Source organism: Pseudomonas sp. C2B4 (assembly GCF_013359695.1).
GTDB lineage: Bacteria > Pseudomonadota > Gammaproteobacteria > Pseudomonadales > Pseudomonadaceae > Aquipseudomonas.
The window spans coordinates 26,141-47,525 of the sequence record NZ_JABFMU010000035.1; the positions used below are offsets into that span (position 1 = coordinate 26,141).

At 59.6% G+C, this 21,385-nt stretch carries 24 protein-coding genes and 1 tRNA gene; 16 read left to right on the forward strand and 9 right to left on the reverse strand.

Annotated features, from left to right (window positions below; translation table 11 throughout):
• The first annotated feature begins 8 nt into the window (after positions 1-8).
• The 3 genes from HNQ83_RS20505 (at position 9) to HNQ83_RS20515 (ending at position 4,206) form a co-directional block, all read left to right on the forward strand.
• A complete protein-coding gene (locus tag HNQ83_RS20505) occupies positions 9-1,214 on the forward strand; it encodes an acetyl-CoA C-acetyltransferase (protein ID WP_175390620.1) in 1,206 nt (401 codons plus the stop codon).
• Between the two features lie 24 nt (positions 1,215-1,238).
• Complete coding sequence (locus tag HNQ83_RS20510; protein ID WP_175390621.1) at positions 1,239-3,383, forward strand: 3-hydroxyacyl-CoA dehydrogenase NAD-binding domain-containing protein; 2,145 nt, start codon at positions 1,239-1,241, stop codon at positions 3,381-3,383.
• Positions 3,384-3,477: 94 nt separating this feature from the next.
• On the forward strand, positions 3,478-4,206 hold the full coding sequence (locus HNQ83_RS20515; protein WP_175390622.1) for an amidotransferase: 729 nt from the start codon (positions 3,478-3,480) through the stop codon (positions 4,204-4,206).
• A gap of 91 nt (positions 4,207-4,297) precedes the next feature.
• Here HNQ83_RS20515 and HNQ83_RS20520 read toward each other — a convergent pair whose 3' ends face one another.
• From HNQ83_RS20520 to HNQ83_RS20530, 3 genes are all read right to left on the reverse strand, one after another.
• Positions 4,298-5,269, reverse strand: a complete 972-nt coding sequence (locus HNQ83_RS20520; protein ID WP_175390623.1) for a magnesium and cobalt transport protein CorA — start codon at positions 5,267-5,269, stop codon at positions 4,298-4,300.
• A 143-nt stretch (positions 5,270-5,412) separates the two neighbouring features.
• Positions 5,413-6,135, reverse strand: coding sequence for a 1-acyl-sn-glycerol-3-phosphate acyltransferase (locus HNQ83_RS20525; protein WP_175390624.1), 723 nt, complete (start codon positions 6,133-6,135; stop codon positions 5,413-5,415).
• Positions 6,136-6,349: 214 nt separating this feature from the next.
• Complete coding sequence (locus HNQ83_RS20530) at positions 6,350-7,039, reverse strand: crotonase/enoyl-CoA hydratase family protein (RefSeq protein WP_175390625.1); 690 nt, start codon at positions 7,037-7,039, stop codon at positions 6,350-6,352.
• Between the two features lie 307 nt (positions 7,040-7,346).
• On the opposite strand from HNQ83_RS20530, the gene HNQ83_RS20535 reads away from it, so the two are divergent.
• The 5 genes from HNQ83_RS20535 (at position 7,347) to HNQ83_RS20550 (ending at position 9,611) form a co-directional block, all read left to right on the forward strand.
• Positions 7,347-7,436, forward strand: a tRNA-Ser gene (locus HNQ83_RS20535).
• A gap of 196 nt (positions 7,437-7,632) precedes the next feature.
• Complete coding sequence (locus tag HNQ83_RS20540) at positions 7,633-7,953, forward strand: YbjQ family protein (protein WP_175390626.1); 321 nt, start codon at positions 7,633-7,635, stop codon at positions 7,951-7,953.
• Positions 7,954-8,099: 146 nt separating this feature from the next.
• Complete coding sequence (locus tag HNQ83_RS31265) at positions 8,100-8,288, forward strand: hypothetical protein (RefSeq protein WP_256669096.1); 189 nt, start codon at positions 8,100-8,102, stop codon at positions 8,286-8,288.
• Between the two features lie 329 nt (positions 8,289-8,617).
• A complete protein-coding gene (locus HNQ83_RS20545) occupies positions 8,618-8,986 on the forward strand; it encodes a bacteriocin (protein ID WP_175390627.1) in 369 nt (122 codons plus the stop codon).
• A gap of 316 nt (positions 8,987-9,302) precedes the next feature.
• On the forward strand, positions 9,303-9,611 hold the full coding sequence (locus tag HNQ83_RS20550) for a class I SAM-dependent methyltransferase (protein ID WP_175390628.1): 309 nt from the start codon (positions 9,303-9,305) through the stop codon (positions 9,609-9,611).
• A gap of 31 nt (positions 9,612-9,642) precedes the next feature.
• Here HNQ83_RS20550 and greB read toward each other — a convergent pair whose 3' ends face one another.
• Genes greB through HNQ83_RS20565 form a run of 3 tightly spaced genes read right to left on the reverse strand, consistent with a single transcriptional unit; the run spans position 9,643 to position 13,361 of the window.
• Positions 9,643-10,140, reverse strand: coding sequence for a transcription elongation factor GreB (gene greB, locus HNQ83_RS20555; protein WP_175390629.1), 498 nt, complete (start codon positions 10,138-10,140; stop codon positions 9,643-9,645).
• 33 nt (positions 10,141-10,173) lie between these two features.
• The gene (locus tag HNQ83_RS20560; protein ID WP_175390630.1) at positions 10,174-12,678 is read right to left on the reverse strand and encodes an ABC transporter permease; all 2,505 of its coding nucleotides are present in this window, start codon (positions 12,676-12,678) and stop codon (positions 10,174-10,176) included.
• A complete protein-coding gene (locus HNQ83_RS20565) occupies positions 12,678-13,361 on the reverse strand; it encodes an ABC transporter ATP-binding protein (RefSeq protein WP_175390631.1) in 684 nt (227 codons plus the stop codon). Before HNQ83_RS20565 ends, HNQ83_RS20560 begins: the two co-directional genes overlap by 1 nt.
• Before the next feature lie 10 nt (positions 13,362-13,371).
• Here HNQ83_RS20565 and HNQ83_RS20570 point away from each other — a divergent pair, with 10 nt between their 5' ends.
• From HNQ83_RS20570 to HNQ83_RS20580, 3 genes are all read left to right on the forward strand, one after another.
• A complete protein-coding gene (locus HNQ83_RS20570; RefSeq protein WP_175390632.1) occupies positions 13,372-13,977 on the forward strand; it encodes an arylesterase in 606 nt (201 codons plus the stop codon).
• Positions 13,978-14,033: 56 nt separating this feature from the next.
• Positions 14,034-14,327, forward strand: coding sequence for a hypothetical protein (locus HNQ83_RS20575; protein WP_003226812.1), 294 nt, complete (start codon positions 14,034-14,036; stop codon positions 14,325-14,327).
• Between the two features lie 101 nt (positions 14,328-14,428).
• Positions 14,429-15,400 carry a L,D-transpeptidase family protein gene (locus HNQ83_RS20580; protein ID WP_175390633.1) on the forward strand — a complete coding sequence of 324 codons (972 nt, stop codon included), beginning with the start codon at positions 14,429-14,431 and terminating at the stop codon, positions 15,398-15,400.
• 123 nt (positions 15,401-15,523) lie between these two features.
• On the opposite strand, the gene oprI is transcribed toward HNQ83_RS20580, so the two are convergent.
• Complete coding sequence (gene oprI / locus HNQ83_RS20585) at positions 15,524-15,775, reverse strand: outer membrane lipoprotei OprI (RefSeq protein WP_011335311.1); 252 nt, start codon at positions 15,773-15,775, stop codon at positions 15,524-15,526.
• A 637-nt stretch (positions 15,776-16,412) separates the two neighbouring features.
• On the opposite strand from oprI, the gene HNQ83_RS20590 reads away from it, so the two are divergent.
• Positions 16,413-16,700 carry a GNAT family N-acetyltransferase gene (locus tag HNQ83_RS20590; RefSeq protein ID WP_008057026.1) on the forward strand — a complete coding sequence of 96 codons (288 nt, stop codon included), beginning with the start codon at positions 16,413-16,415 and terminating at the stop codon, positions 16,698-16,700.
• A gap of 73 nt (positions 16,701-16,773) precedes the next feature.
• On the opposite strand, the gene HNQ83_RS20595 is transcribed toward HNQ83_RS20590, so the two are convergent.
• The gene (locus HNQ83_RS20595) at positions 16,774-17,850 is read right to left on the reverse strand and encodes a 3-deoxy-7-phosphoheptulonate synthase (protein WP_095196788.1); all 1,077 of its coding nucleotides are present in this window, start codon (positions 17,848-17,850) and stop codon (positions 16,774-16,776) included.
• Positions 17,851-17,997: 147 nt separating this feature from the next.
• Positions 17,998-18,441: a PilZ domain-containing protein gene (locus tag HNQ83_RS20600; protein WP_175390634.1), complete on the reverse strand. Its 444-nt coding sequence runs from the start codon at positions 18,439-18,441 to the stop codon at positions 17,998-18,000.
• On the opposite strand from HNQ83_RS20600, the gene HNQ83_RS20605 reads away from it, so the two are divergent.
• The 4 genes from HNQ83_RS20605 to HNQ83_RS20620 all read left to right on the forward strand — a co-directional run bounded on the left by HNQ83_RS20605 (position 18,440) and on the right by HNQ83_RS20620 (position 21,308).
• Positions 18,440-18,826 (forward strand): co-chaperone YbbN, encoded by a 387-nt coding sequence (locus tag HNQ83_RS20605; RefSeq protein WP_175390635.1) that lies wholly within the window; start codon positions 18,440-18,442, stop codon positions 18,824-18,826. The two genes, HNQ83_RS20600 and HNQ83_RS20605, sit on opposite strands and share 2 nt — an antisense overlap.
• Positions 18,823-19,779, forward strand: a complete 957-nt coding sequence (locus tag HNQ83_RS20610) for a putative 2-dehydropantoate 2-reductase (RefSeq protein WP_175390636.1) — start codon at positions 18,823-18,825, stop codon at positions 19,777-19,779. The genes HNQ83_RS20605 and HNQ83_RS20610 overlap by 4 nt, the downstream gene beginning before the upstream one ends.
• A gap of 25 nt (positions 19,780-19,804) precedes the next feature.
• Positions 19,805-20,710, forward strand: coding sequence for a 5'-nucleotidase (locus HNQ83_RS20615; RefSeq protein ID WP_175390637.1), 906 nt, complete (start codon positions 19,805-19,807; stop codon positions 20,708-20,710).
• 94 nt (positions 20,711-20,804) lie between these two features.
• Positions 20,805-21,308 (forward strand): universal stress protein, encoded by a 504-nt coding sequence (locus HNQ83_RS20620; RefSeq protein WP_175390638.1) that lies wholly within the window; start codon positions 20,805-20,807, stop codon positions 21,306-21,308.
• The last annotated feature ends 77 nt before the right edge of the window (positions 21,309-21,385 follow it).

The window sequence follows — 21,385 nt, forward strand, 5'->3', positions numbered from 1 at the left end:
AGGACGTCATGACCCAAGCTTTGATATTCGACGCATTACGCACGCCCCGTGGCAAAGGCAAGGCCGATGGAGCCTTGCACAGCGTCAAGCCGGTGAATCTGGTGGCCGGGTTGCTCAGGGCATTGCAAGAACGGACCTCCCTCGACACCCGTCAGGTCGATGATGTTGTGCTCGGCTGCGTGACGCCCATCGGCGATCAGGGCTCCGACATTGCGAAAACCGCCGCGCAAGTGGCCGATTGGGACGTCAGCGTGGCCGGGGTGCAGATCAATCGATTCTGTGCGTCGGGCCTGGAAGCAGTGAACCTGGGGGCGATGAAAGTCCGATCCGGTTTCGAAGAGCTGGTGGTCGTCGGCGGCGTCGAATCCATGTCACGCGTCCCTATGGGCAGCGACGGCGGGGCCTGGGCGCTGGACCCGGAAACCAACCTGCACAGCCATTTCACACCACAAGGCGTGGGCGCCGACCTGATCGCCACGCTCGAAGGCTTCAGCCGTCAGGACGTTGATGCCTACGCGCTGCACTCGCAACAGAAAGCAGCGCGGGCGCGGGCTGATGGTTCGTTCAGCAAGTCGTTGGTACCGGTGCAGGATCAAAACGGCATCATCCTGCTCGATCACGATGAGTTCATTCGTGCCGAATCGACCCTGGAGGGCCTGGGCAAGCTCAAGCCGAGTTTCGAAATGATCGGGCAGATGGGATTCGACGCCACGGCGCTGCGGGTCTACAGCCATGTCGAGCGGATCAATCACGTTCACACCCCCGGCAACAGCTCGGGGATCGTCGATGGTGCGGCGTTGATGCTGATCGGCTCCGAAGCCAAGGGTCGGGAGCTGGGCCTGCGACCACGGGCGCGGATCGTCGCCACGGCGGTGACCAGTACCGACCCGACCATCATGCTCACCGGCCCCGCGCCGGCCACCCGCAAGGCGCTGGCCAAGGCCGGGCTGCGGGTCGAAGACATCGACCTGTTCGAGGTCAACGAGGCGTTTGCCTCGGTGGTGTTGAAGTTCATCAAGGACATGGCCATCGACCCTGACAAGGTCAACGTCAACGGCGGTTCCATCGCCATGGGTCACCCGCTGGGCGCCACCGGTTGCGCGATTCTCGGCACCTTGCTCGATGAACTGGAAAACCGCCACCTGCGCTATGGCCTCGCGACCCTGTGTGTCGGCGGCGGCATGGGCATTGCCACCATCATCGAACGCCTCTGAGCCCCGACTTCAAGGAAACCTTCCATGACCCAAGCCATTCGCTACGAAAAGGGCCAAGACCAGATTGTCGTCCTGACCATCGACATGCCTGGCCAGAGCGCCAATACCATGAACGCGGTGTACCGCGAAGCCATGGCTGACTGCGTGGCCCGCCTGATGGCCGACAAGGACGCCATCGCCGGCGTCATCATCACCTCGGCGAAAAAAACCTTCTTCGCCGGCGGTGATCTCAATGAACTGATCAAGGTCGGCAAACCCGAAGCCAAAGCATTTTACGACATGGTGCTGAGCCTCAAAGGGCAACTGCGCACCCTGGAAACCCTTGGCAAACCGGTGGTCGCAGCGATCAACGGCGCGGCACTCGGAGGCGGCTGGGAAATCTGCCTGGCCTGCCATCACCGCGTGGCGCTGGACAATCCGTCGGTGCAACTTGGCCTGCCGGAAGTGACGCTTGGCTTGCTGCCGGGTGGTGGCGGCGTGGTGCGTATGGTGCGCATGCTCGGTCTGGAAAAAGCCCTGCCGTATCTGCTCGAAGGGAAAAAGGTGCGACCGCAACAGGCGTTGCAGGCGGGGCTGATCGATGAGCTGGCGGCGGATCGCGATGAACTGCTGGCGAAGGCGCGAGCCTGGATTGTCGCCAACCCGACGGCGGTGCAGCGCTGGGACGTGAAGGGCTACCAGATTCCCGGTGGCACGCCGTCGAACCCGAAAGTCGCACAGATGCTGGCCATTGCGCCGTCGATCCTGCGCAGCAAAACCCAGGGTTGCATGCCGGCGCCGGAGAAAATCCTCTGCGCCGCAGTGGAAGGCGCGCAAGTGGATTTCGACACCGCGCATCTGATCGAAACCCGCTACTTCACCGAGTTGACCACCGGCCAGGTCTCGAAAAACCTGATCGGCACGTTCTGGTTCCAGCTTAACGAAATCAATGCCGGCGGTTCGCGGCCGCAGGGGCTTGCCCCCTATGTCACCCGCAAAGTCGGCGTGCTCGGCGCCGGGATGATGGGCGCGGGCATTGCCTTTGTCAGCGCATCGGCCGGCATCGAGGTGGTGCTCAAGGACATCAATCTCGCGGCGGCCGAAAAGGGCAAGGCGCATTCGGCGGCGCTGCTGGACAAGAAAGTGGCGCGCGGACAGATGAGTGCGGAGCAGCGCGAAGCCGTTTTGGCCCGCATCCATCCCACTGAAAGCGATGGCGACCTGGCCGGTTGCGATCTGATCATCGAAGCCGTGTTCGAAGACCGTGAGCTCAAGGCCAAGGTTTCATTGGCCGCGCAAAACGTCGTCGGCGCCGACGCGGTGATCGCCTCCAACACCTCGACCCTGCCGATCAGTGGCCTGGCCACGGCGGTGCCGGACCAGAGCAAGTTCATCGGCCTGCATTTCTTCAGCCCCGTGGACAAAATGCCATTGGTGGAAATCATCAAGGGCGCCAACACCAGCGATGAAACCCTGGCTCGCGGCTTCGATTTCGTCCTGCAGATCAAGAAAACACCGATTGTAGTCAACGACAGTCGGGGTTTCTTTACGTCGCGAGTGTTCGGCACCTTCACCAATGAAGGCATTGCGATGCTGGGTGAAGGCGTGAGTGCAGCGATGATCGAGACCGAGGCGCGCAAGGCCGGCATGCCCATCGGGCCGCTGGCGATCTCCGACGAAGTGTCCCTCAGCCTCATGAGCCATATCCGCCAGCAAACCGCCAAAGACCTGCAGGCGGAAGGCAAACCGCTGACCGGGCATCCGGCCTTTGCGGTGATCGACTTGCTGCTCAATGAATACAAGCGTCCGGGCAAGGCCGCGGGCGGTGGTTTCTACGAGTACCCGGCGGGTGGTCAAAAGCATCTATGGCCGGAGCTGAAAAAGCGCTTTGAAAAGGCCGACGGGCAGATTTCGCCCAAGGACGTGCGCGATCGCCTGCTGTTCGTGCAAGCCATTGAAACCGTGCGCTGTGTGGAGGAGGGCGTGCTGACGTCGACGGCGGATGCCAACGTCGGCTCGATTTTCGGCATCGGGTTTGCCGCCTGGACCGGCGGTGCGTTGCAGTTCATCAATCAGTACGGGGTCAAGGACTTCGTCGCCCGCGCCCAATACCTGGCGGGGCAATACGGCGAGCGCTTCGCACCGCCGGCACTCCTGCTGGAGAAAGCCGCCAAAGGGGAGACGTTTTAGGGATCGATGACACACGGCGGGGCTTGCCTTGTTACGGTGTTTCAGGGCAGGCTCTGGGGTGTGCATTATTCCCATCACGTGTCAGGTATTTTTTATGTCGTTACGCATCTGCATTCTCGAAACCGACATCCTGCGTCCGGAGCTGGTCGACCAATATCAGGGTTACGGGCAGATGTTCAAGCACCTGTTTTCGCAGCAGCCCATCGCCGCCGAGTTCACTGTGTACAACGTGATGCAGGGCGAATATCCCAGCGACGACCTGACGTTCGACGCTTACCTGGTGACCGGCAGCAAGGCCGATTCCTTCGGCACCGACCCGTGGATCCAGACGCTCAAGGAATACCTGCTGACCCGCTACGAGCGTGGCGACAAACTGTTGGGCGTGTGTTTCGGCCATCAGTTACTGGCGCTGTTGCTGGGCGGCAAGAGCGAACGGGCGACCCAGGGCTGGGGCGTCGGCACTCACAGCTACAAACTGGCCGCGAAGGCGCCGTGGATGAGCCCGGTGCGCGAAGAGTTGACCCTGTTGATCAGTCACCAGGATCAGGTCACGGCACTGCCGGAAAACGCCACAGTGATCGCCTCCAGCGATTTCTGCCCGTACGCGGCCTACCACATCAACGACCAGGTGCTGTGCTTCCAGGGCCATCCAGAGTTCATTCACGACTATTCCCGGGCTTTGCTGGAGATTCGTCAGCAAGCGTTGGGCGAGCAGGTGTATTCGAAAGGAATCGCGAGCCTGGACAGTGAACATCACGGCAGCACGGTTGCCGAGTGGATGATGCGGTTTGTGGCGCACAAGCCTGAAACCGTTCAAAGCTAAAAGCTTCGCGAGCAGGCTCGCTCCTACATTGGAACTCGGTCGAATGTGGGAGCGAGCCTGCTCGCGAATTTTGCAGACGGTGCGGTCCCGGCTACAACCATCCCGACTTCTTGAAGCTCGCCCACAAGCTCACACACCCCACCGTAATAAACCCCAAGACCCCGAAATACCCGTAATGCCAGGTCAACTCGGGCATGTTCTGGAAGTTCATCCCGTAAATCCCGGCCACTGCCGTCGGAAACGCCAGAATCGCCGCCCACGCCGCAAACTTGCGCTGCACCACACTCTGGCGTGACGCCTCCAGCAACACCCCGACCTCTATGGTCTGGCTGGCAATATCCGCCAGCGTGGCCAGGTCTTCCATCTGCCGGGTGACATGAATCTGCACGTCGCGGAAGTAGGGGCGCATGGTCTTGTCGATGAATGGAAAGCTCAGCCTTTGCAGTTCTTCGCCGATTTCCACCATCGGCGCCGCGTAACGACGCAGGCGCAACACATCGCGGCGAAGGCTGTGAAGGTCTTGGATGTCGCGTTCGTTCAGCGTGCCGCACATGACGTTGCGTTCCAGCTCATCAATCTCGGCATGGATGGCTTCGCCCATCGGCTGGTAGTTCTCAATGACGAAGTCGAGGATGGCATAGAGTACGAAATCTTCCCCGTGCTCCAGCAACAGCGGACGCGCCTCACAACGTTGTCGGACATAGGCGTAGGACGCCGAATGACCGTTACGCGCCGTGATGATGTAACCGTTGCCGGCAAAGATATGCGTCTCGATGAACTTGAGTTTTCCTTCCTCCCGAATGGGGGAGTACGTGACGATGAACAGTGCGTCGCCGAAGGTTTCCAATTTCGGTCGACTGTGTTTTTCCAGGGCGTCTTCGATGGCCAGTTCGTGCAGGTTGAACTGGCGTTGCAGGTTATACAGTTCCTCGGCACTCGGCTCTTCAAGGCCGATCCAGACAAAGTGACCAGGCTTTGCAGCCCAGGCCGCGCCTTCGTCGAGGGTGATATTGGTGACTCTCTTGCCAGCGCTGTAAACCGCAGCAGCAACAACTCTACCCATGATGGTGATTCACTTCTTATTAGCAGGTGTTCATTAGCAAAAAGTGGCAGGCGATACTCAGCTTAGCCTCGTCTGCTGCTGGAGCGTCAGTGAAATCTTTGCGGTTTGCGGGCAAAAGAAAACCCGCACAGGGCGGGTTTCATTCAAGCGGCTTGCAGTTGCCGGTCCATCGAGTCGATGCAATCGCGCATCTGCTCGCGGCACTGGGCAATCAGCATCGGCATGTCATCCAGGGTCAATCCCGCCGTAGGAATGGCTGGCAACGAACGGATCAGAATGTTCCCACTGCGCCAGCGGTTCAATCGCATGTGTTTGACGTAACTGCTCACGCACACCGGCACGATGGGGACCCCGGCCGCAATGGCCATCTGGAAGGCGCCTTTCTTGAACGGCAGCAATTCCTCGCCCAGATTGCGCGTGCCTTCCGGGAAGACCCAGATCGAGGTGTCTTCATTCTGCAGGGTGTGGGTCGTGGTCAGCATCGACTGGCGGGCCTTTTGTGCATTGCCACGGTCGATCAGCACATTACCGGCCAGCCAGAACAATTGACCGAACAAAGGCACCCATTTCAGGCTCTTCTTACCGATGCATACGGTGCGGCGGGGCACCACGTTGCCAAATACAAACAGATCGTAGTTGGACTGGTGGTTGGCGATGATCACGCAGCTGTCGGGCTTGTCCATCAGCGGTCCGACTTCAGCCTTCACCCGCAAACGCAGAATGCACATCGCCGGCCACGCATAGAGGCGCGCGCACAGACGGCTGTTGTCCGGATTGAACGGGCGGCACAGCCCGAGAACCACGCCCAGTACACCTGCGACCATAAAGTGCAAGCCCATCAATGACATACGTAAAGCAAACAGCATTTTCAGGCCCCACCGGGACAAAAGGTGGCGCAGTGTACGGATGTGCACTGTTTTCGGCAATTGCCGCTAAAGAAGCGGGAGATGGCCGATGTTTAAGCACATGTTTCCAACCGATGGGTCAGACGCGGTCTAGAGCGGTTGCAGGTGTTTCATCAATGTCTGTAAGAAAAAGCCCGACACGATGGTCGGGCTTTTCGTTGCTGCAGGTAGGGGCTTAACCCATGTGCTCCTGATCCAGGATGATCGCGTTATCCAGGGTTTCCAGCAGTGCTTTGCGCACTTTCAGCTTGGTATTCTTGTGCGCGGTCATGTTGATCTTCTTCAACTGGCGAGCCGCCGCCAGTGCTGCACCTTGCAGCTCCTCGGCCGACACCACCACGTCTAGGAAACCGGCATCCACTGCAGTCTGCGGATTGAACATTTCTCCGTTGATCACCGAGCGGTGGAACGCCGACTTGCGCAGGCGATCACGGGCCAGCTCGATACCGGCGTGGTGCATGGTCATGCCGATCTGCACTTCGTTCAGGCCAATGCTGAACGGGCCGTCGACACCGATGCGGTAGTCGGCGGACAGCAGCAGGAATGCGCCCTTGGCCACCGCATGGCCGGGGCAGGCCACGATCACGGGGAACGGGTGCGACAACAGGCGACGGGCCAGCGTCGAGCCGGACGTCACCAGCGCGACGGCTTCTTTCGGGCCGGACGTCATCACTTTCAAATCGTAACCGCCCGAGAGAATGCCCGGCTGACCGGTAATGATCACTACCGCACGATCAGTCACTGCCTGATCCAGCGCAGTATTGAAGGCAGCAATCACGTCCGGCGAAATGGCATTGACCTTGCCATTGCTCAGGGTCAGGGTCGCGATACCGTCTTCGAGATGGTAGGAAATCAACTCACTCATGACGCTATTCCTTTCGATAAAGTTGGGCAGAAGTTACCCACCGCCACAGGCCAGGTAAAGCGCCATGACTGACCCGCCAGTCACCCTTTCCCCGCCCGCCAGGCGTAGTTCGCCACGCCAGCGGCGCATTGCCCTCTATATAGACGCGCGCTGGGAGCCAGAGATTGGCCGGTTTGCCACTACCTTGAAGGGTTCGAAACGGCTGATTGAGTTAAGCGCATGAAAATTCTGAAAAAAAGTTTGCCATCAGAAAAGCTTTCGACTACATTAGCGCGCCTCGACAGACAGAACATGTTTGAAGAGATACGGTGAAGTGTCCGAGTGGCTTAAGGAGCACGCCTGGAAAGTGTGTATACAGGAAACTGTATCGAGAGTTCGAATCTCTCCTTCACCGCCAAATTCGATGTAATCAAAACCCCTGGTTTCGAAAGAAGCCAGGGGTTTTGTGCTTTCCGGTGCTTCAATTTTCGATTGGGTGTAGAGGAGGGTGCCTGTCTCGCCGTAACCTGATCGGTAATCCGATTGCCGGTGGCGATCCAAGCGCGGGTTGAGGAATCAGACCCGCCTCACTATTTGATCCTCAAGGACATGCAATGATCACGACCACAACCCACGCTATCGAAGGCCGACAAATTACCGCCTACCTGGACATCGTCAGCGCCGAGTCGGTACAGGGCGTCAATGTCATCCGCGATGTATTCGCCGGGATGCGGGATTTCTTCGGTGGGCGCTCACAAACGCTGGAGCGAGCGTTGAAAGAGGCACGTATCCAGGCCACTGACGAGATCAAGGAGCGGGCGCGGGCCCTTCAGGCCGATGCGGTGGTGGGGCTCGACTATGAGATCAGTATGCCGGCCGGCAAGGGCGGAATGGTGGTGGTGTTTGTGACGGGTACGGCAGTCAAATTGAGGTGAATGGGCAGGGGCCATTCGTCGGGCGCTCGGCAATCTGAATCACAAGTCCGGTTATGACCGGCTAGTCTCAAAAACCTTGGTGATCGATATTTTTTCGGGCATAGGGCTTGCCGGTGTCGATCCCGCTTTTGAAGAGGGGTGAAGAGATGACTGATCCGTATATCGAGGACGACGGTGCAGAATTTCCAATCAACAATTATGTAAGGTGTGGACAGACTGCGTATGTGGCCAGCTTCGGTGAAGACCAGACCGAGGTCGACAAGATCAAGACCAGGGCTTGCCGGGTCCAGAAAGGAAAGTTTCTCCCCAAGGTAACGGTACCGGTCAAGAAGTAATGAACCTGCACGCGAACCCCGTCATCGAACGGGGTTTTTTGTGCCCGAATTCTTTTCGCTTAAGGATTGTGTGAACGAAGATTTAACCGGCGTGGTTTTCACAAAGTTTTCACAACGTTCTACGTAGGCTCAACTCATCCGTTAGAAAGCAACATCCTGCCCGTTCCCCAGCGGGCTTTTTTTTGCCTGTCATAAAACCTTTTCCATAATTGCTGTCCAACCGTCGCCAACAATCGAGGTTGAGCGAACGCGTGTCTGGACTTTTACTCCTCTATAGCTTTCAATCTCGCCTCTTTCGTAATAGCCACTATTTTTTTGAGGTTTTTGTCATGCGTTTCACACTGCCTGCTCTGGTTCTGGGTCTTCTGGTTGCTCAAGGTGCAATCGCCGGCGACGGCACTGCTGCCATCGGTGGTGGTTTGGGCGGCGCGCTGGGTAACGTCGTGGGCCAAAGCATGGGTGGCAGCACCGGTGCAGCGATTGGTGCCGGTGTAGCCGGTGCGGCGGGCAGTGCGGTTGCCGCCAAAAAAGGTCACCGTACCAGCGCAGCAATCGGCGGTGGCGTAGGTGCAGCGGGTGGTTCGGTGATCGGTAACAGCCTGGGCGGCAAGACCGGTTCCACCATCGGTGCTGGCCTGGGTGGTGCATTGGGCGGTGGCGTTGGCAGCAACCTGGCCAACGGTCACAAGCGTCACTGATCCTGAGCGATCCCCAAAAAAGCCCGAATCGCAGGATTCGGGCTTTTTTTATGCGTTGTACCCAAAGTCCGGGCTGATTGTGTTTCACGCAGTCTGAATGTAAGGGTTTTTTTGTTGGGCGTCATTCTTGACACTGTCCGGTCAGCTTCTCTAGGATGCTGCTCATGCGCCGATTTAAACAGCTACTTGCGGGGCGCCAGGTGACTCATTCAGTTGCCGATAGAAGCTTGAAACAGGCTTCGAAATACCGCTAAAGCGCTGGTTCGGTGTTGCCTCTCACCTGCCATGCAGACTTTTGAGGCAGAGACACGACACGATGAATGCACTAAGCCCCGTTGTACGTCCCGCGCCGATCACGGCACATCTCACCCAGCGCAATCCAAAAATCCTGCTTGGCGGAAAACATCAGCCAACGCTCCTGCGTTACCTCGATGGCTGGCCGCGTCGCACCGGTGGTCCCGCCGCTTTCCTGATCCAGTTTGTCGAAGACGGTGAATCCCTGGCTCGATTTGCCAGCGACAGTTTTGACCTGGCGGTGATTCAATCGCCCAGCGCTGAAGACGCTGCTGAAGTCATCAAGCAATTGACCCGCGTCGCCCGACAGGGGCTGATTACCCGTCGCTGAAGCGCCGGGCAGTGCGGCTCATAGGGGCCGCTCACACATAGTCGATCGCCACGATATACACGCACTGCTCCCCGGTAGGTGTCTGGACCCGCACTTCGGCGTCCAATGCCTTGCCGATCAAGGCGCGGGCCAGTGGCGAATCGATGCTGATCAGGCCTTGTTTCAAATCCAGCTCATCCGGCCCGACGATCCGATAGCGTGACTCTTTGCCATCCTCGTCTTCGATGGTGACCCAGGCGCCAAAATAGACTTTGTTTGGATCACTGGGCTTCTCGCTGACGACCTTGAGCGCTTCCAGGCGTTTGGTGAGAAAGCGCACGCGGCTGTCGATCTCGCGCAGCATCTTTTTGCCGTAGGTGTACTCGGCGTTTTCCGAGCGATCGCCCTGTGCCGCGGCTTCGCTGACCGACTGCGTCACTTGCGGTCGGCGGACATGCCAGAGCTCATGAAACTCGGCGCGCATTCGTGCTTCGCCTTCGGGGGTGATCAGCGCGGTGCCGGCGGTGCGGGGAGGGCGATAACGGCTCATGGCGATTTCTTTGAAGAGAGAGGGTCGAGTTTATCAACCCTCACGCAGGACTGTCAGCGGGCTGGCATTCAAGGCGCGGCGGGTGCCGAATACACCGGCACCACCGATCAGCACCGCACCGATCAGCGGCAGCACCAACAGCCAGGGATGCGGATGCCAGGGCAGATCGAACGCGTAGCGGTACAGCACTAGGCTCACGACTTCCGAGCCCAGCGCAGCCAACAAGCCGCTGACCGCGCCGAGCAAGCCGAACTCGATCCGCCGTGCCTTGACCAGCAATCTGCGCTCCGAGCCCAGCGCCCGTAACAACGCGCCCTGGCGGATGCGTTCATCCAGCGTCGCCTGCAAGCCTGAAAACAACACGGCCATCCCCGCCGCCAATACAAACAACAGCACATATTCCACCGCCAGGGTGACCTGGGCGAGGATGCTGCGCAGCTGCGCCAACAGGGCTTCCACCTGCAGAATGGTGACCGCCGGAAAGCTGCGGGACAAATCGACGATCTGCTGGTCATGCCCCGCCGCCAGATAAAAACTGGTCAGGTAAGTCGCCGGTAGATCCTTCAGGGTGCCGGGCTGGAAAATCATGAAGAAATTCGGCTGGAAATTGTCCCAGTTGATCTCGCGCAAACTGGTGACTTTCGCCTCACGATTGACCCCGCCCACCGTAAAGACCATGTGATCGCCGAGCTTGAGCTTCAGGCTTTCGGCAACCTTGCCTTCTACCGAGACACCGGGAATCTCATCGGGCGGCTGCGCGGGCCACCAGTCGCCGGCGGTGATTTTGTTGCCCGCTGGCAGGTCGGCTGCCCAGGTCAGGCTCAGGTCGCGTTGGATCGCCCGATCACCGGCCGAATCCTTGCTGACGATTTGCTGCACCGGTTCGCCATTGATGCTGATCAGTCGCCCCGGCACCACCGGGTACAGCGGTGCCGACTGCGCCGACACCGAGATCAGGCGATCGGTAAACGCCTGTTTGTCCGCCGGCAGGATGTTCAGGGCGAAATAGTTCGGTGCATTTTTCGGCAGCTGGTTCTGCCAGGTGTCCAGCAGCTCACCGCGCAGCAAGGCAATCAATCCCATCGACAGCAGGATCAGGCCGAACGCGAGGGCTTGCCCGGCGGCAGCCAGGGGGTGCCGAAGTAACTGGCCAAGGCCGAGGCGCCACGGCAATGAGGCGCGGGCCAGCAGGCGCCGCAGGCTTTTGAGCAGTAACAAAAGCAAGCCACCCAATACCAGCGCCGCAACGACGCCGCCGCCGAGCAGGGCGAAGGTGAGCACCAGGTCCAGGCTCAGGCGCCACATGATCAGCCCCAGAGCGCCCAGGGCTGCGCCATAGACCATCCAGGTGCTGGAAGGAATCGGCAGCAGGTCGCGACGCAACACCCGCAACGGAGGAACCCGTCCCAACGCCGCCAGTGGCGGCAAGGCAAAACCAGCCAGTGCCACCAGTCCGGTGCCGATCCCGGCGATGGCCGGAAACAGGCCGCCCGGAGGGACGTCGCTGGGCAACAAGTCATGCAGCATTGCAAAAAGTCCAAGCTGCGCCAGCCAGCCGATAAAGGCACCGCTGATGCTGGCGAGCAATCCGAGGACGGTCAGCTGCAGGCTGAACAGCACCAGGGTTTCCCGGCGGGACAATCCAAGGCAACGCAACAGTGCGCTGGCATCGAATCGACGCGTGGCGAAGCGCGTCGCCGATAGCGCCACGGCCACGCCCGCCAGCAACACCGCCACCAGGCTGGCCATGTTCAGATAACGCTCAGCCTTGCCCAGGGCGCCGCCGATCTGCCGGTTGCCGTCGCGGGCGTCCTGGATGCGCTGGTTGGCGGCCAGGCCGGGTTTGATCAATTGGCGATAGGTTTCCAGTGCTTCAGCCTGGCCTCGCCAGAGCTCGCGGTAACTGACCCGGCTGCCGGGTTGCACGACGCCGGTGGCGGCTAGATCGTCGAGGTTGATCAGGACCCGGGGTGTCAGGCTGTAGAAGTTGCCGGCGCGGTCGGGTTCATAGGTGAGTACCCGGGTGAGTGTCAGGTTTTTCATGCCGACGTCGATGCTGTCACCGATCCTCAGATCAAGGGCGGTGAGTAACCGGGCTTCAACCCAGGCTTCGCCGGGCTTCGGTCCGCCGCCGGCCTCTTCCGGGGCGAAAGGGGCCGGGGCGCTTTTCAATTCGCCGCGCAGCGGGTAGACATCATCGGCAGCCTTGATACTGGACAACTGGATGCCGGTGTCGGTGGCGATGACGCTGGAGAACTCCACGACCTGTGCGTGTTCGAGGCCCAGCTCGGTACCGCTTTTGATTTGTTCGGGCCGCGCCGGCGAACTGCCTTCGAGCAACAGGTCCGCCCCCAGGAACTCGGTGGCGCGCAGCATCATGGCGCCATTGAGGCGGGCCCCGAAATAACCGATGGCGGTGCTCGCCGCCACGGCCACCAGCAGGGCAAAGAACAGCACGCGCAATTCCCCTGCGCGGGCGTCACGCAGCAATTGGCGGATGGCGAGGCTGAACAGGCGCAACAGCGGCAGACGGGCCATCAGGGCTCCAGGGGGGCGACCAGCAGGCCGGCTTCAAGGCGGATCAGGCGCCGGCAGCGATGTGCCAGGCGTTCGTCGTGAGTGACCAGCACCAGGGTGGTACCGCGCTCCTTGTTGAGTTCGAACAACAGATCGCTGATGCGCTCGCCGGTGTGGCTGTCGAGGTTGCCGGTGGGTTCGTCGGCGAACAATACACCCGGCTCGGCGGCAAACGCCCGGGCAATCGCCACGCGCTGCTGTTCACCGCCGGAGAGCTGGCGTGGCGAGTGGGTCAGGCGCTTGCCCAGGCCGACCCGTTGGAGCAGTTCGGTTGCGCGTCCACGGGCATCTTTTCGGCCATCGAGCTCCAGGGGCAGCATGACGTTTTCCAGGGCATTGAGGCTGTCGAGCAGTTGGAATGACTGAAAGACAAACCCTACATGCTCGGCGCGGATGCGGGCCCGCTGGTCTTCGTCGAGATTGCTCAGGCCCTGGCCGGCGAGGGTGACTTCGCCGCTGCTTGGCAGGTCCAGGCCGGCGAGCAGCCCCAGCAGGGTGGATTTGCCGGAACCGGACGCACCGACGATGGCCAGGCTGTCGCCTTTGTTCAGTTCCAGGTTGAGTTCGTGCAGGATGGTAAGTTCACCTTCCGCGCTGGGAACCACTTTGCTAAGGTTCTTCGCGGTGAGAATGCTTGCGCCCATGGAGAATCCGATGCGTGTGTGGTTTTTGAGTGCTGGCCTGGCCCTGATGTGCATGGCCCAGAACGCAGCGGCGGGTACAGTCCTGATCGTTGGCGATAGTATCAGCGCCGGTTTCGGACTGGATACCCGGCTAGGGTGGGTGTCGTTGCTCGAACAACGGCTCAAACGCGAAGGTTTCGACGATAAAGTGGTCAATGCGTCCATCAGTGGCGACACCAGTGCCGGAGGTCAGGCGCGGCTGCCGGCGCTGCTTGCGGAGCATAAACCGGAGCTTGTCATCCTCGAGCTGGGGGGCAATGACGGGCTGCGCGGATTGCTGCCAACGCAATTGCAACAAAATCTTGCTTCGATGATCGACAGCTCCCGTGCCAGTGGCGCCAAGGTGCTGCTGCTCGGCATGCAGTTGCCCCCTAACTACGGTGCGCGCTACACCAAGGCATTCGCCGAGGCCTACAGCAATGTTGCCGAAGAGAAGAAAATCCCGCTGGTGCCTTTTTTCCTGGACGGTGTGGGCGGTCATCCCGACCTGATGCAGGCCGATGGCATCCACCCGGCGGCCGGGGCTCAGGATAAGTTGCTGGAAAATGTCTGGCCTACGCTAAAACCGCTGTTATGACACTTTTCTAGGAGCAGGCTTTCGGCTAAGGTGGCGCCCCCGATTTGGAGCCCCCGATGCCGCGTCCCGCCTGGTCACTTTTTGCCTACCAACTGATCGAGCCTGACGAACAGCTGGATCTGTTCGCCTGCCAGGAAGTGCGGGTACATCTGGTGACCCGTCAGCTGGAGCTGGGCGGTTCCGCCGACCGGACGTTGTGCGGCAGTCTGTTGCCGGCGCAGCCGCGCTGGTCGAGCGTCGATCGCCGGGTGTTCCAGGACCAGCGCCTCTGCTCGTTGTGCCGGGCCATTCTCGAATCGCAAAAGCGCGGCACCTCGCCGATCTGGCCAGAGCTGCGTTTCGAGCTTTGAGCATCAAAGGTAGCTAGCTATCGGCCCGCTCCCCGAAATTACGGATGGCGGTGTACAATCCCGTTCTTATACCTCTGTTGATCATGCGAAGGATTTTCCGGATGTTGCCGCGTTTTCCTGCCGTCACCCGCTACCTGTCTCTTGCCGCACTTTGTGTGGCAGGCCCCGTAGCAGCATTGGAGCTGCCCCTGCCACCACCCGGCGAAGACATCGTCGGTCAGGTGCAAGTGATCAAGGCCAAGTACGAAGATACCTTCGCTGACCTTGGCACTACCTACGACCTGGGCTACACGGAAATGGTCGCGGCCAACCCCGGTGTCGACCCATGGTTGCCGGGCGCCGGCACCGAGATCGTGCTGCCGACCCGTTTCATCCTGCCGCCAGGCCCCCGTGAAGGCATCGTCATCAACCTGGCCGAGTACCGCCTCTACTACTACCCGAAAGGCCGGAACGTGGTGTACACCTTCCCGCTGGGTATCGGTCGTGAAGGCTGGGGCTCGCCGATTGCCCACACCAGCATCACCGCGAAAACGCCAAACCCGACCTGGACGCCTCCAGCGTCGATCAAGGCCGAGCACGCCGCCGATGGTGATCCGCTGCCCAATGTGGTGCCGGCAGGCCCGGATAACCCGCTGGGGCCCTTCAAGTTCACTTTGGGCACCCCTGGCTACCTGATCCACGGTTCGAACAAGAAGTTCGGCATCGGCATGCGTACCAGTCACGGTTGCTTCCGCATGTTCAACAACAACGTGCTGGAAATGGCCGGCATGGTGCCGGTGGGCACGTCGGTACGCATCATCAACGATTCGTACAAATTCGGCGTGAGTGGCGGCAAGGTTTACCTGGAAGCGCACACGCCGCTGGACGACAAGGGCAACCCGTCGGTGGTCGACAAGCACACTGCGGTCATCAACGCGATGCTCAAGCGTGAGGACATCACCAACAACCTGCGCATGAACTGGGATGTGGTGCGTGACGTCGTCGCCGCTGAAGACGGCCTGCCGGTGGAAATCGGGGTGCCGAATACCGCCGCGCCGATGGTGACCAGCGCGCCGCTCGACCCGTTGCAGTAACGCTTGAAAAGAACCCGCCGATGCTGGTCGCGTCGGCGGGTTTTTTTGTGCCTGCACGAAATGGCGGGCAATAAAAAAGCCGACCCAAAAATGGGTCGGCTTGATAACAATCCCGAAGGACTATTACTTGCGGCTAGCTTTTTCCAGCATGCGCAGAGCACGCTCGTTAGCTTCGTCAGCAGTCTGTTGTGCTTTTTGAGCAGCAGCCAGAGCTTCATCAGCTTTACGGTAAGCTTCGTCTGCACGAGCTTGGGCGCGAGCTGCTGCGTCTTCAGTAGCAGTCAGACGTGCTTCGGTTTCTTTCGATGCGCTGCTGCAACCGGTAGCCAGAACTGCGGCCAGAGCCAGAGCAGAGAATTTCAGAACGTTGTTCATCGTGTTCCCCTTCAAGGACTTTCTATTAAGTGGCTGTCTCCTCCGATTGAGGAAATAGCCGGCGTACATACTACCCATTACTTGTCGTAAGTAAACTGACGTAAAGCAAGAAGCAAAAAAAATTGTAGGCGTTGATTCTTTTTCGAGCAACTTTTAACTGCGTTGTTTAAAAAATATCCAGCTGGGAGGCCCGAGATGAGCGAGCCGGCGAGGAAAAGTTCCCTGCACAAACAGCTCTTTTTCCGGTCTTGGCTTAAGTCTGTCTAGATGGATTCGTCTACACTTTTGTTCGGATTTTGCGCGACGCCTCTCATATCTTTCTCTATGTTCTGGTGACTTTAACAACGGGCGTTCGTCTCAAGTCTCAACATCCGGCAATGTTCAGGCTATCGACCTTTGGGGACCTTCGGTCGAGCCGTACCTGCGTACCCCCGGAGCAGCACCCGCCAACCTGCATGATGACGAGCGCACCTTGAGCATTTTTGCCAATGGTGCCTACTATTTGTACGTGCACGATTGCGCGAGTCGGTGTAGCTCTTCTCGGTGTCCATTCAGGCACGGGGTGGCGTAGATGTTCCTTCGCCGGAAAAACATCGGTAAGGTAGGGGTCGGAATTCAAGACCCGCGAGGAGTAGTGATGAGCGAGGCGTTGTCCATCCACCATGACCAGGCTGGTCATCAGTTCGAGACCAATGTGGACGGTCATCGTGCCTACCTGACTTATATGGATCTGGGGAAGCAGACCCTGGATATCTATCGCACCTTCGTGCCCAACGCATTGCGCGGTCGCGGCATTGCCGCGGCGCTGACCGAGAAGGCACTGGAGTACGCCGAGGAAATGGGCTACACCGTCATTCCATCGTGCTCCTACGTCGAGCGCTATATGGAGCGTCACCAGCGGCATGCGGCCAAGCTGAGCCAGTGATCTTCAGCAAAACGAACACATAAAAAAACGCCGGGTTTAACCCGGCGTTTTTTTGTCCGCAATAAATCAACGATCAGGTGCGATCGCGTTTAGGCAGCACATCCTTGAGCTTGGCATGCATGCTGCGCAAGGTGTTCTCAGTGGCGGTCCAGTCGATACAGGCATCGGTGATCGACACGCCGTATTGCAGGTCGGCAAGGTCCTTCGGAATGGCCTGGCAACCCCAGTTCAAATGGCTTTCGACCATCAGGCCGATAATCGACTGGTTGCCTTCGAGGATCTGGTTGGCGACGTTCTCCATCACCAGCGGTTGCAGGGCCGGATCCTTGTTGGAGTTGGCGTGGCTGCAATCGACCATGATGTTCGGCTTGATCTTCGCTTTGTTCAGCGCTTGTTCGCAGAGGGCGACGCTGACCGAATCGTAGTTCGGCTTGCCGTTGCCACCGCGCAATACCACGTGACCGTAGGCGTTGCCCTTGGTGGTCACGATCGACACGCCACCTTCCTGGTTGATACCCAGGAAGCGGTGAGGGCTGGAAACCGATTGCAGGGCGTTGATCGCCACAGTCAGGCCGCCGTCGGTGCCGTTCTTGAAGCCGACTGCCGAAGAAAGGCCGGAAGCCATTTCACGGTGAGTCTGGGATTCGGTGGTGCGCGCGCCGATGGCCGACCAGCTGATCAGGTCCTGCAGATACTGCGGGGAGATCGGGTCGAGGGCTTCGGTGGCGGTAGGCAGGCCCATTTCGGCCAGGTCCAGCAGCAACTGACGACCGATGTGCAGACCGTCCTGGATCTTGAACGAGTCGTCCAGGTAGGGGTCGTTGATCAAGCCTTTCCAGCCGACGGTGGTGCGTGGCTTCTCGAAATACACGCGCATGACCAGATACAGGGTATCGGACACTTCCGCGGCAAGCACTTTCAAGCGCTCGGCGTATTCGTGGGCTGCCTTGATGTCGTGGATCGAGCAAGGCCCGATCACCACGAACAGTCGGTGGTCGGTGCCATCAAGAATGTTGCGAATGACTTCGCGGCCCTTGGTGACGGTGCGCAGGGCGGCGTCGCTCAGGGGGATGTCACGCTTGAGCTGGTCGGGGGTGATCAGCGTCTCGTTGGAGGCGACGTTTAGGTCGTTGATCGGTAAATCAGCCATCGTTTACTCGTCAGGTCACGGGTGCCGTCCGCCAGCGAACCCGCGCGGCGGAGCACAACAAATTAAGCGCGTCGGGGAGCCGAACCTTAGCGCGTTACACACTGGCTCGACAATGGGCGCGGCCGGGAAACTAATAGAGAACGTCCCCTAATCCAGCATTGAATGCGCAAATGCCCGGTGGACCGTGTCGTGAGAGTACTCGTCGGCATGTTGCTGGACCCACTCCAGCGCCAGCGCCTGTACTTCCTGAAGATCATTGTGGGCATCGTGCTGGCGGCAATAACGCTCGATCTGGCACACCTGCTCACCCATTCGGGCACTGAACAGCGTCTGTTCGTCGAGAAAGGCAATGCCTACCAGATAGCCGTGCTTGCGTCGCAGGCACCAGGCCACGTAGCCCAGAATGCGCAGGTCGGGATTGAGGGTCGGCATTCGCACTTCAAGCGCCGTACCGTAACGCCACGCGCGGTGATAGTTGCAAGCCATGCCCCCGAGGCTGCTAGTGTGCATCTGGTGCCGCGAAATACACTCAGGTTTGAACAACGTTAACTCTACGGGCACATCGTCAGGATGAGGAATAAAACGTCCCATGAACACGGACTCCATGTGTCGGCCATCTGACATTGTTTCCCCCAGTATAGTGGTCGAATTGGAACTGACCGATTTCGACGCCGACCAACGGCTACTGACGATGAATGGCGTGTCGCTGGTTATTTTCACCAGTGTCGGCTGCTCCAGTTGCCGTTTTGCCCGTGAGCAATTACCGACACTCGATCTGGCTGTCGATCGACTGTGCTGGATCGATGCCGGGACCAACGGCGGGGTGGTCGAGCGTTATCAGGTCTTTCATTTGCCGGCGCTGTTTGTGGTGCGCGACGGTGAGTTCTTTGGGGCATTGCATTCGCGCCTGACCGGCTCCGAACTCAATCGGGCACTACGTCAGGCGTTGGGTCGAACAGCAGAGGAGTTGCCATGATGGGGGCAGTTGCCAAGCCGACAATCGGTATTATCGGGACCGGTGCAATCGGTGGTTTCTATGGAGTGATGCTGGCGCGTGCCGGCTTCGATGTGCATTTTCTGTTGCGCAGCGAGTTTTCTGCGGTGGCCGAGCGCGGGCTGCAACTGCAAAGTGCGGTGCACGGCGCGCTGACGCTGAACCCGGTGCAGGCCTATGCGGCGGCCGAAGACATGCCGCCCTGCGACTGGTTGCTGGTAGGGGCGAAAACCACCAGCAACGCGGACCTGGCGCCGGCCATCCGTCAGGCCGCAGCGCCAAACGCCAAAGTGCTGTTGTTGCAAAATGGCCTGGACGTCGAGGACAGCCTGCGCGAGTTGCTCCCCGACTCACTGCATCTGCTCGGCGGGTTGTGTCTGATCTGCGTCCATCGTGATGGCCCCGGGATCATTACCCATCAGGCCCTCGGCGCCGTCAACATCGGCTACCACAGCGGCCCCGCCGCCGATGAGCTGGCGCGCATGGCGATTGTCGAGGAGGGTGCCGGCCTGTTCCGCGCTGCCGGTATCGACTCCCAGGCCATGCCGAACCTGCAACAGGCGCGCTGGCAAAAACTGGTCTGGAATATTCCATATAACGGTCTTTCGGTGGTGCTCGGGGCGAGCACTACCCCGTTGATGGCTGATACCGACAGCCGGGAGTTGATCAAGGCGCTGATGGCTGAAGTCGTACAGGGGGCCAAGGCCTGTGGTCATGAGATGCCGGCCGGTTATGCCGACTACCTGTTCATGATGACCGAAAAAATGCCCGACTACTGGCCGAGCATGTACCACGATTACCTGCACAAGCGACCGCTGGAACTGGGCGCGATTTATGCCCGGCCTCTGGCCGTGGCAAGGGCAGCGGGATGCGAATTGCCACGGATCGAGGCTTTGTATCGCAGTCTGGGTTTTATTGATCGGCGCAATCGGTAAGTCGATCAACCTGAGGGGGAAGGGTATGGCGAAAACTATCGACGACAAGCTGGTGCTGGCGATTTCGTCGCGAGCGCTGTTCGACCTGAGTGAAAGCCATAAGGTTTACCTGGCGCGTGGCGTGGAAGCTTACCGGCAGTATCAGATCGAGCACGAAGACGAAATTCTCGATCCTGGCGATGCCTTTCCGCTGGTGCAGAAACTCCTCAACCTCAATGCGAGCCTCGGCCGCGCTCGGGTCGAGGTGATTCTGGTGTCGCGCAACAGTGCCGACACTGGCCTTCGGGTGTTCAACTCGATCCATCACTACGGACTGGCGATTTCCCGCGCGGCGTTTGTCGGCGGGCGCAGCCCTTATCCTTATCTCAAGGCCTTTGGTTGCGACCTGTTTTTGTCGACCCATGCCGAAGACGTGCGCAGTGCACTGGATGCGGGGTTTGCGGCGGCGACCATCCTGTCCGGGGGCGCGAGCCGCGCCGCCAGTGATGAATTGCGCATTGCTTTCGACGGTGATGCCGTGCTGTTTTCCGACGAGTCGGAGCGCATTTATCAGGCCGGTGGCCTGGAAGCGTTTCAGGCGAGCGAGCGCGAATCGGCTCGCGAACCGTTGCGCGGCGGACCTTTCAAAGGCTTCCTGGCGGCCCTCAACCTGTTGCAGCGCGAATTCCCGGATGGCGCCTGCCCGATCCGCACGGCGCTGGTGACGGCTCGCTCGGCGCCAGCCCACGAGCGGGTGATTCGTACCTTGCGCGAATGGGACATCCGACTGGATGAATCGCTGTTCCTGGGAGGCCTGACCAAGTCGGCGTTTCTCGAAGCTTTTGCCGCCGATGTGTTTTTCGATGATCAGGCCGGTCACTGCGAGTTGGCCCGGGAGGTCGTCGCCACCGGTCATGTGCCCCATGGCATAAGCAACGAGCAAAAGGTTTAAGCCCGCCGATCAACGTGTTGCGCCAGACGTCGTACTCGCCAAGGCACTGCTAAGCTGAATCAATCTCCGCCATGTTGGCATTCGAGGAGGTCATATGATTCGCTCGATGCTCTATGCCACTGACCTCGGCCTGTACGCACCGTTGGTGATGCAGCATGCCTTGGCATTGGCCCGGACATTCAATGCCGACCTGTACGTGGTGCATGCGGTTGAACCCATGGGGTTGTTCGCCGAGTCGGTGCTTCAAAGTTACCTCGATGAGCAAGCGTTGAACGAGTTTCACAGCCAGGGGTTGAACACGGTCATTGCCAGTATCGAGCAACGGGTACTCGACAGTTTTCGTGAGGAGCTGGGAGGTGAGGGCGAACTGGACCTGGAGCGGATTCAGGCGGTGCGGGTGCTACAGGGCGATCCGTCGCAGGTGATTCTCGACCAGGCGCAGAAACTCTCCGTGGATTTACTGATCGTAGGTAGTCATAGCCATGGTGCTGGTGCGGAAACGCCGTTGGGCCGGACCGCCGCGCGCGTGTTGCAACTGTCGCAGGTGCCGGTGTACCTGGTGCCGCTGGTGCAACGTCGTCGCCAGGGGGATCGCTAGAACACGAATAGTGGCATTCTGATAAAAAAGTTCTAGATTTATTCTTCAAACCATTAATATAGTTATATACCGTCGCT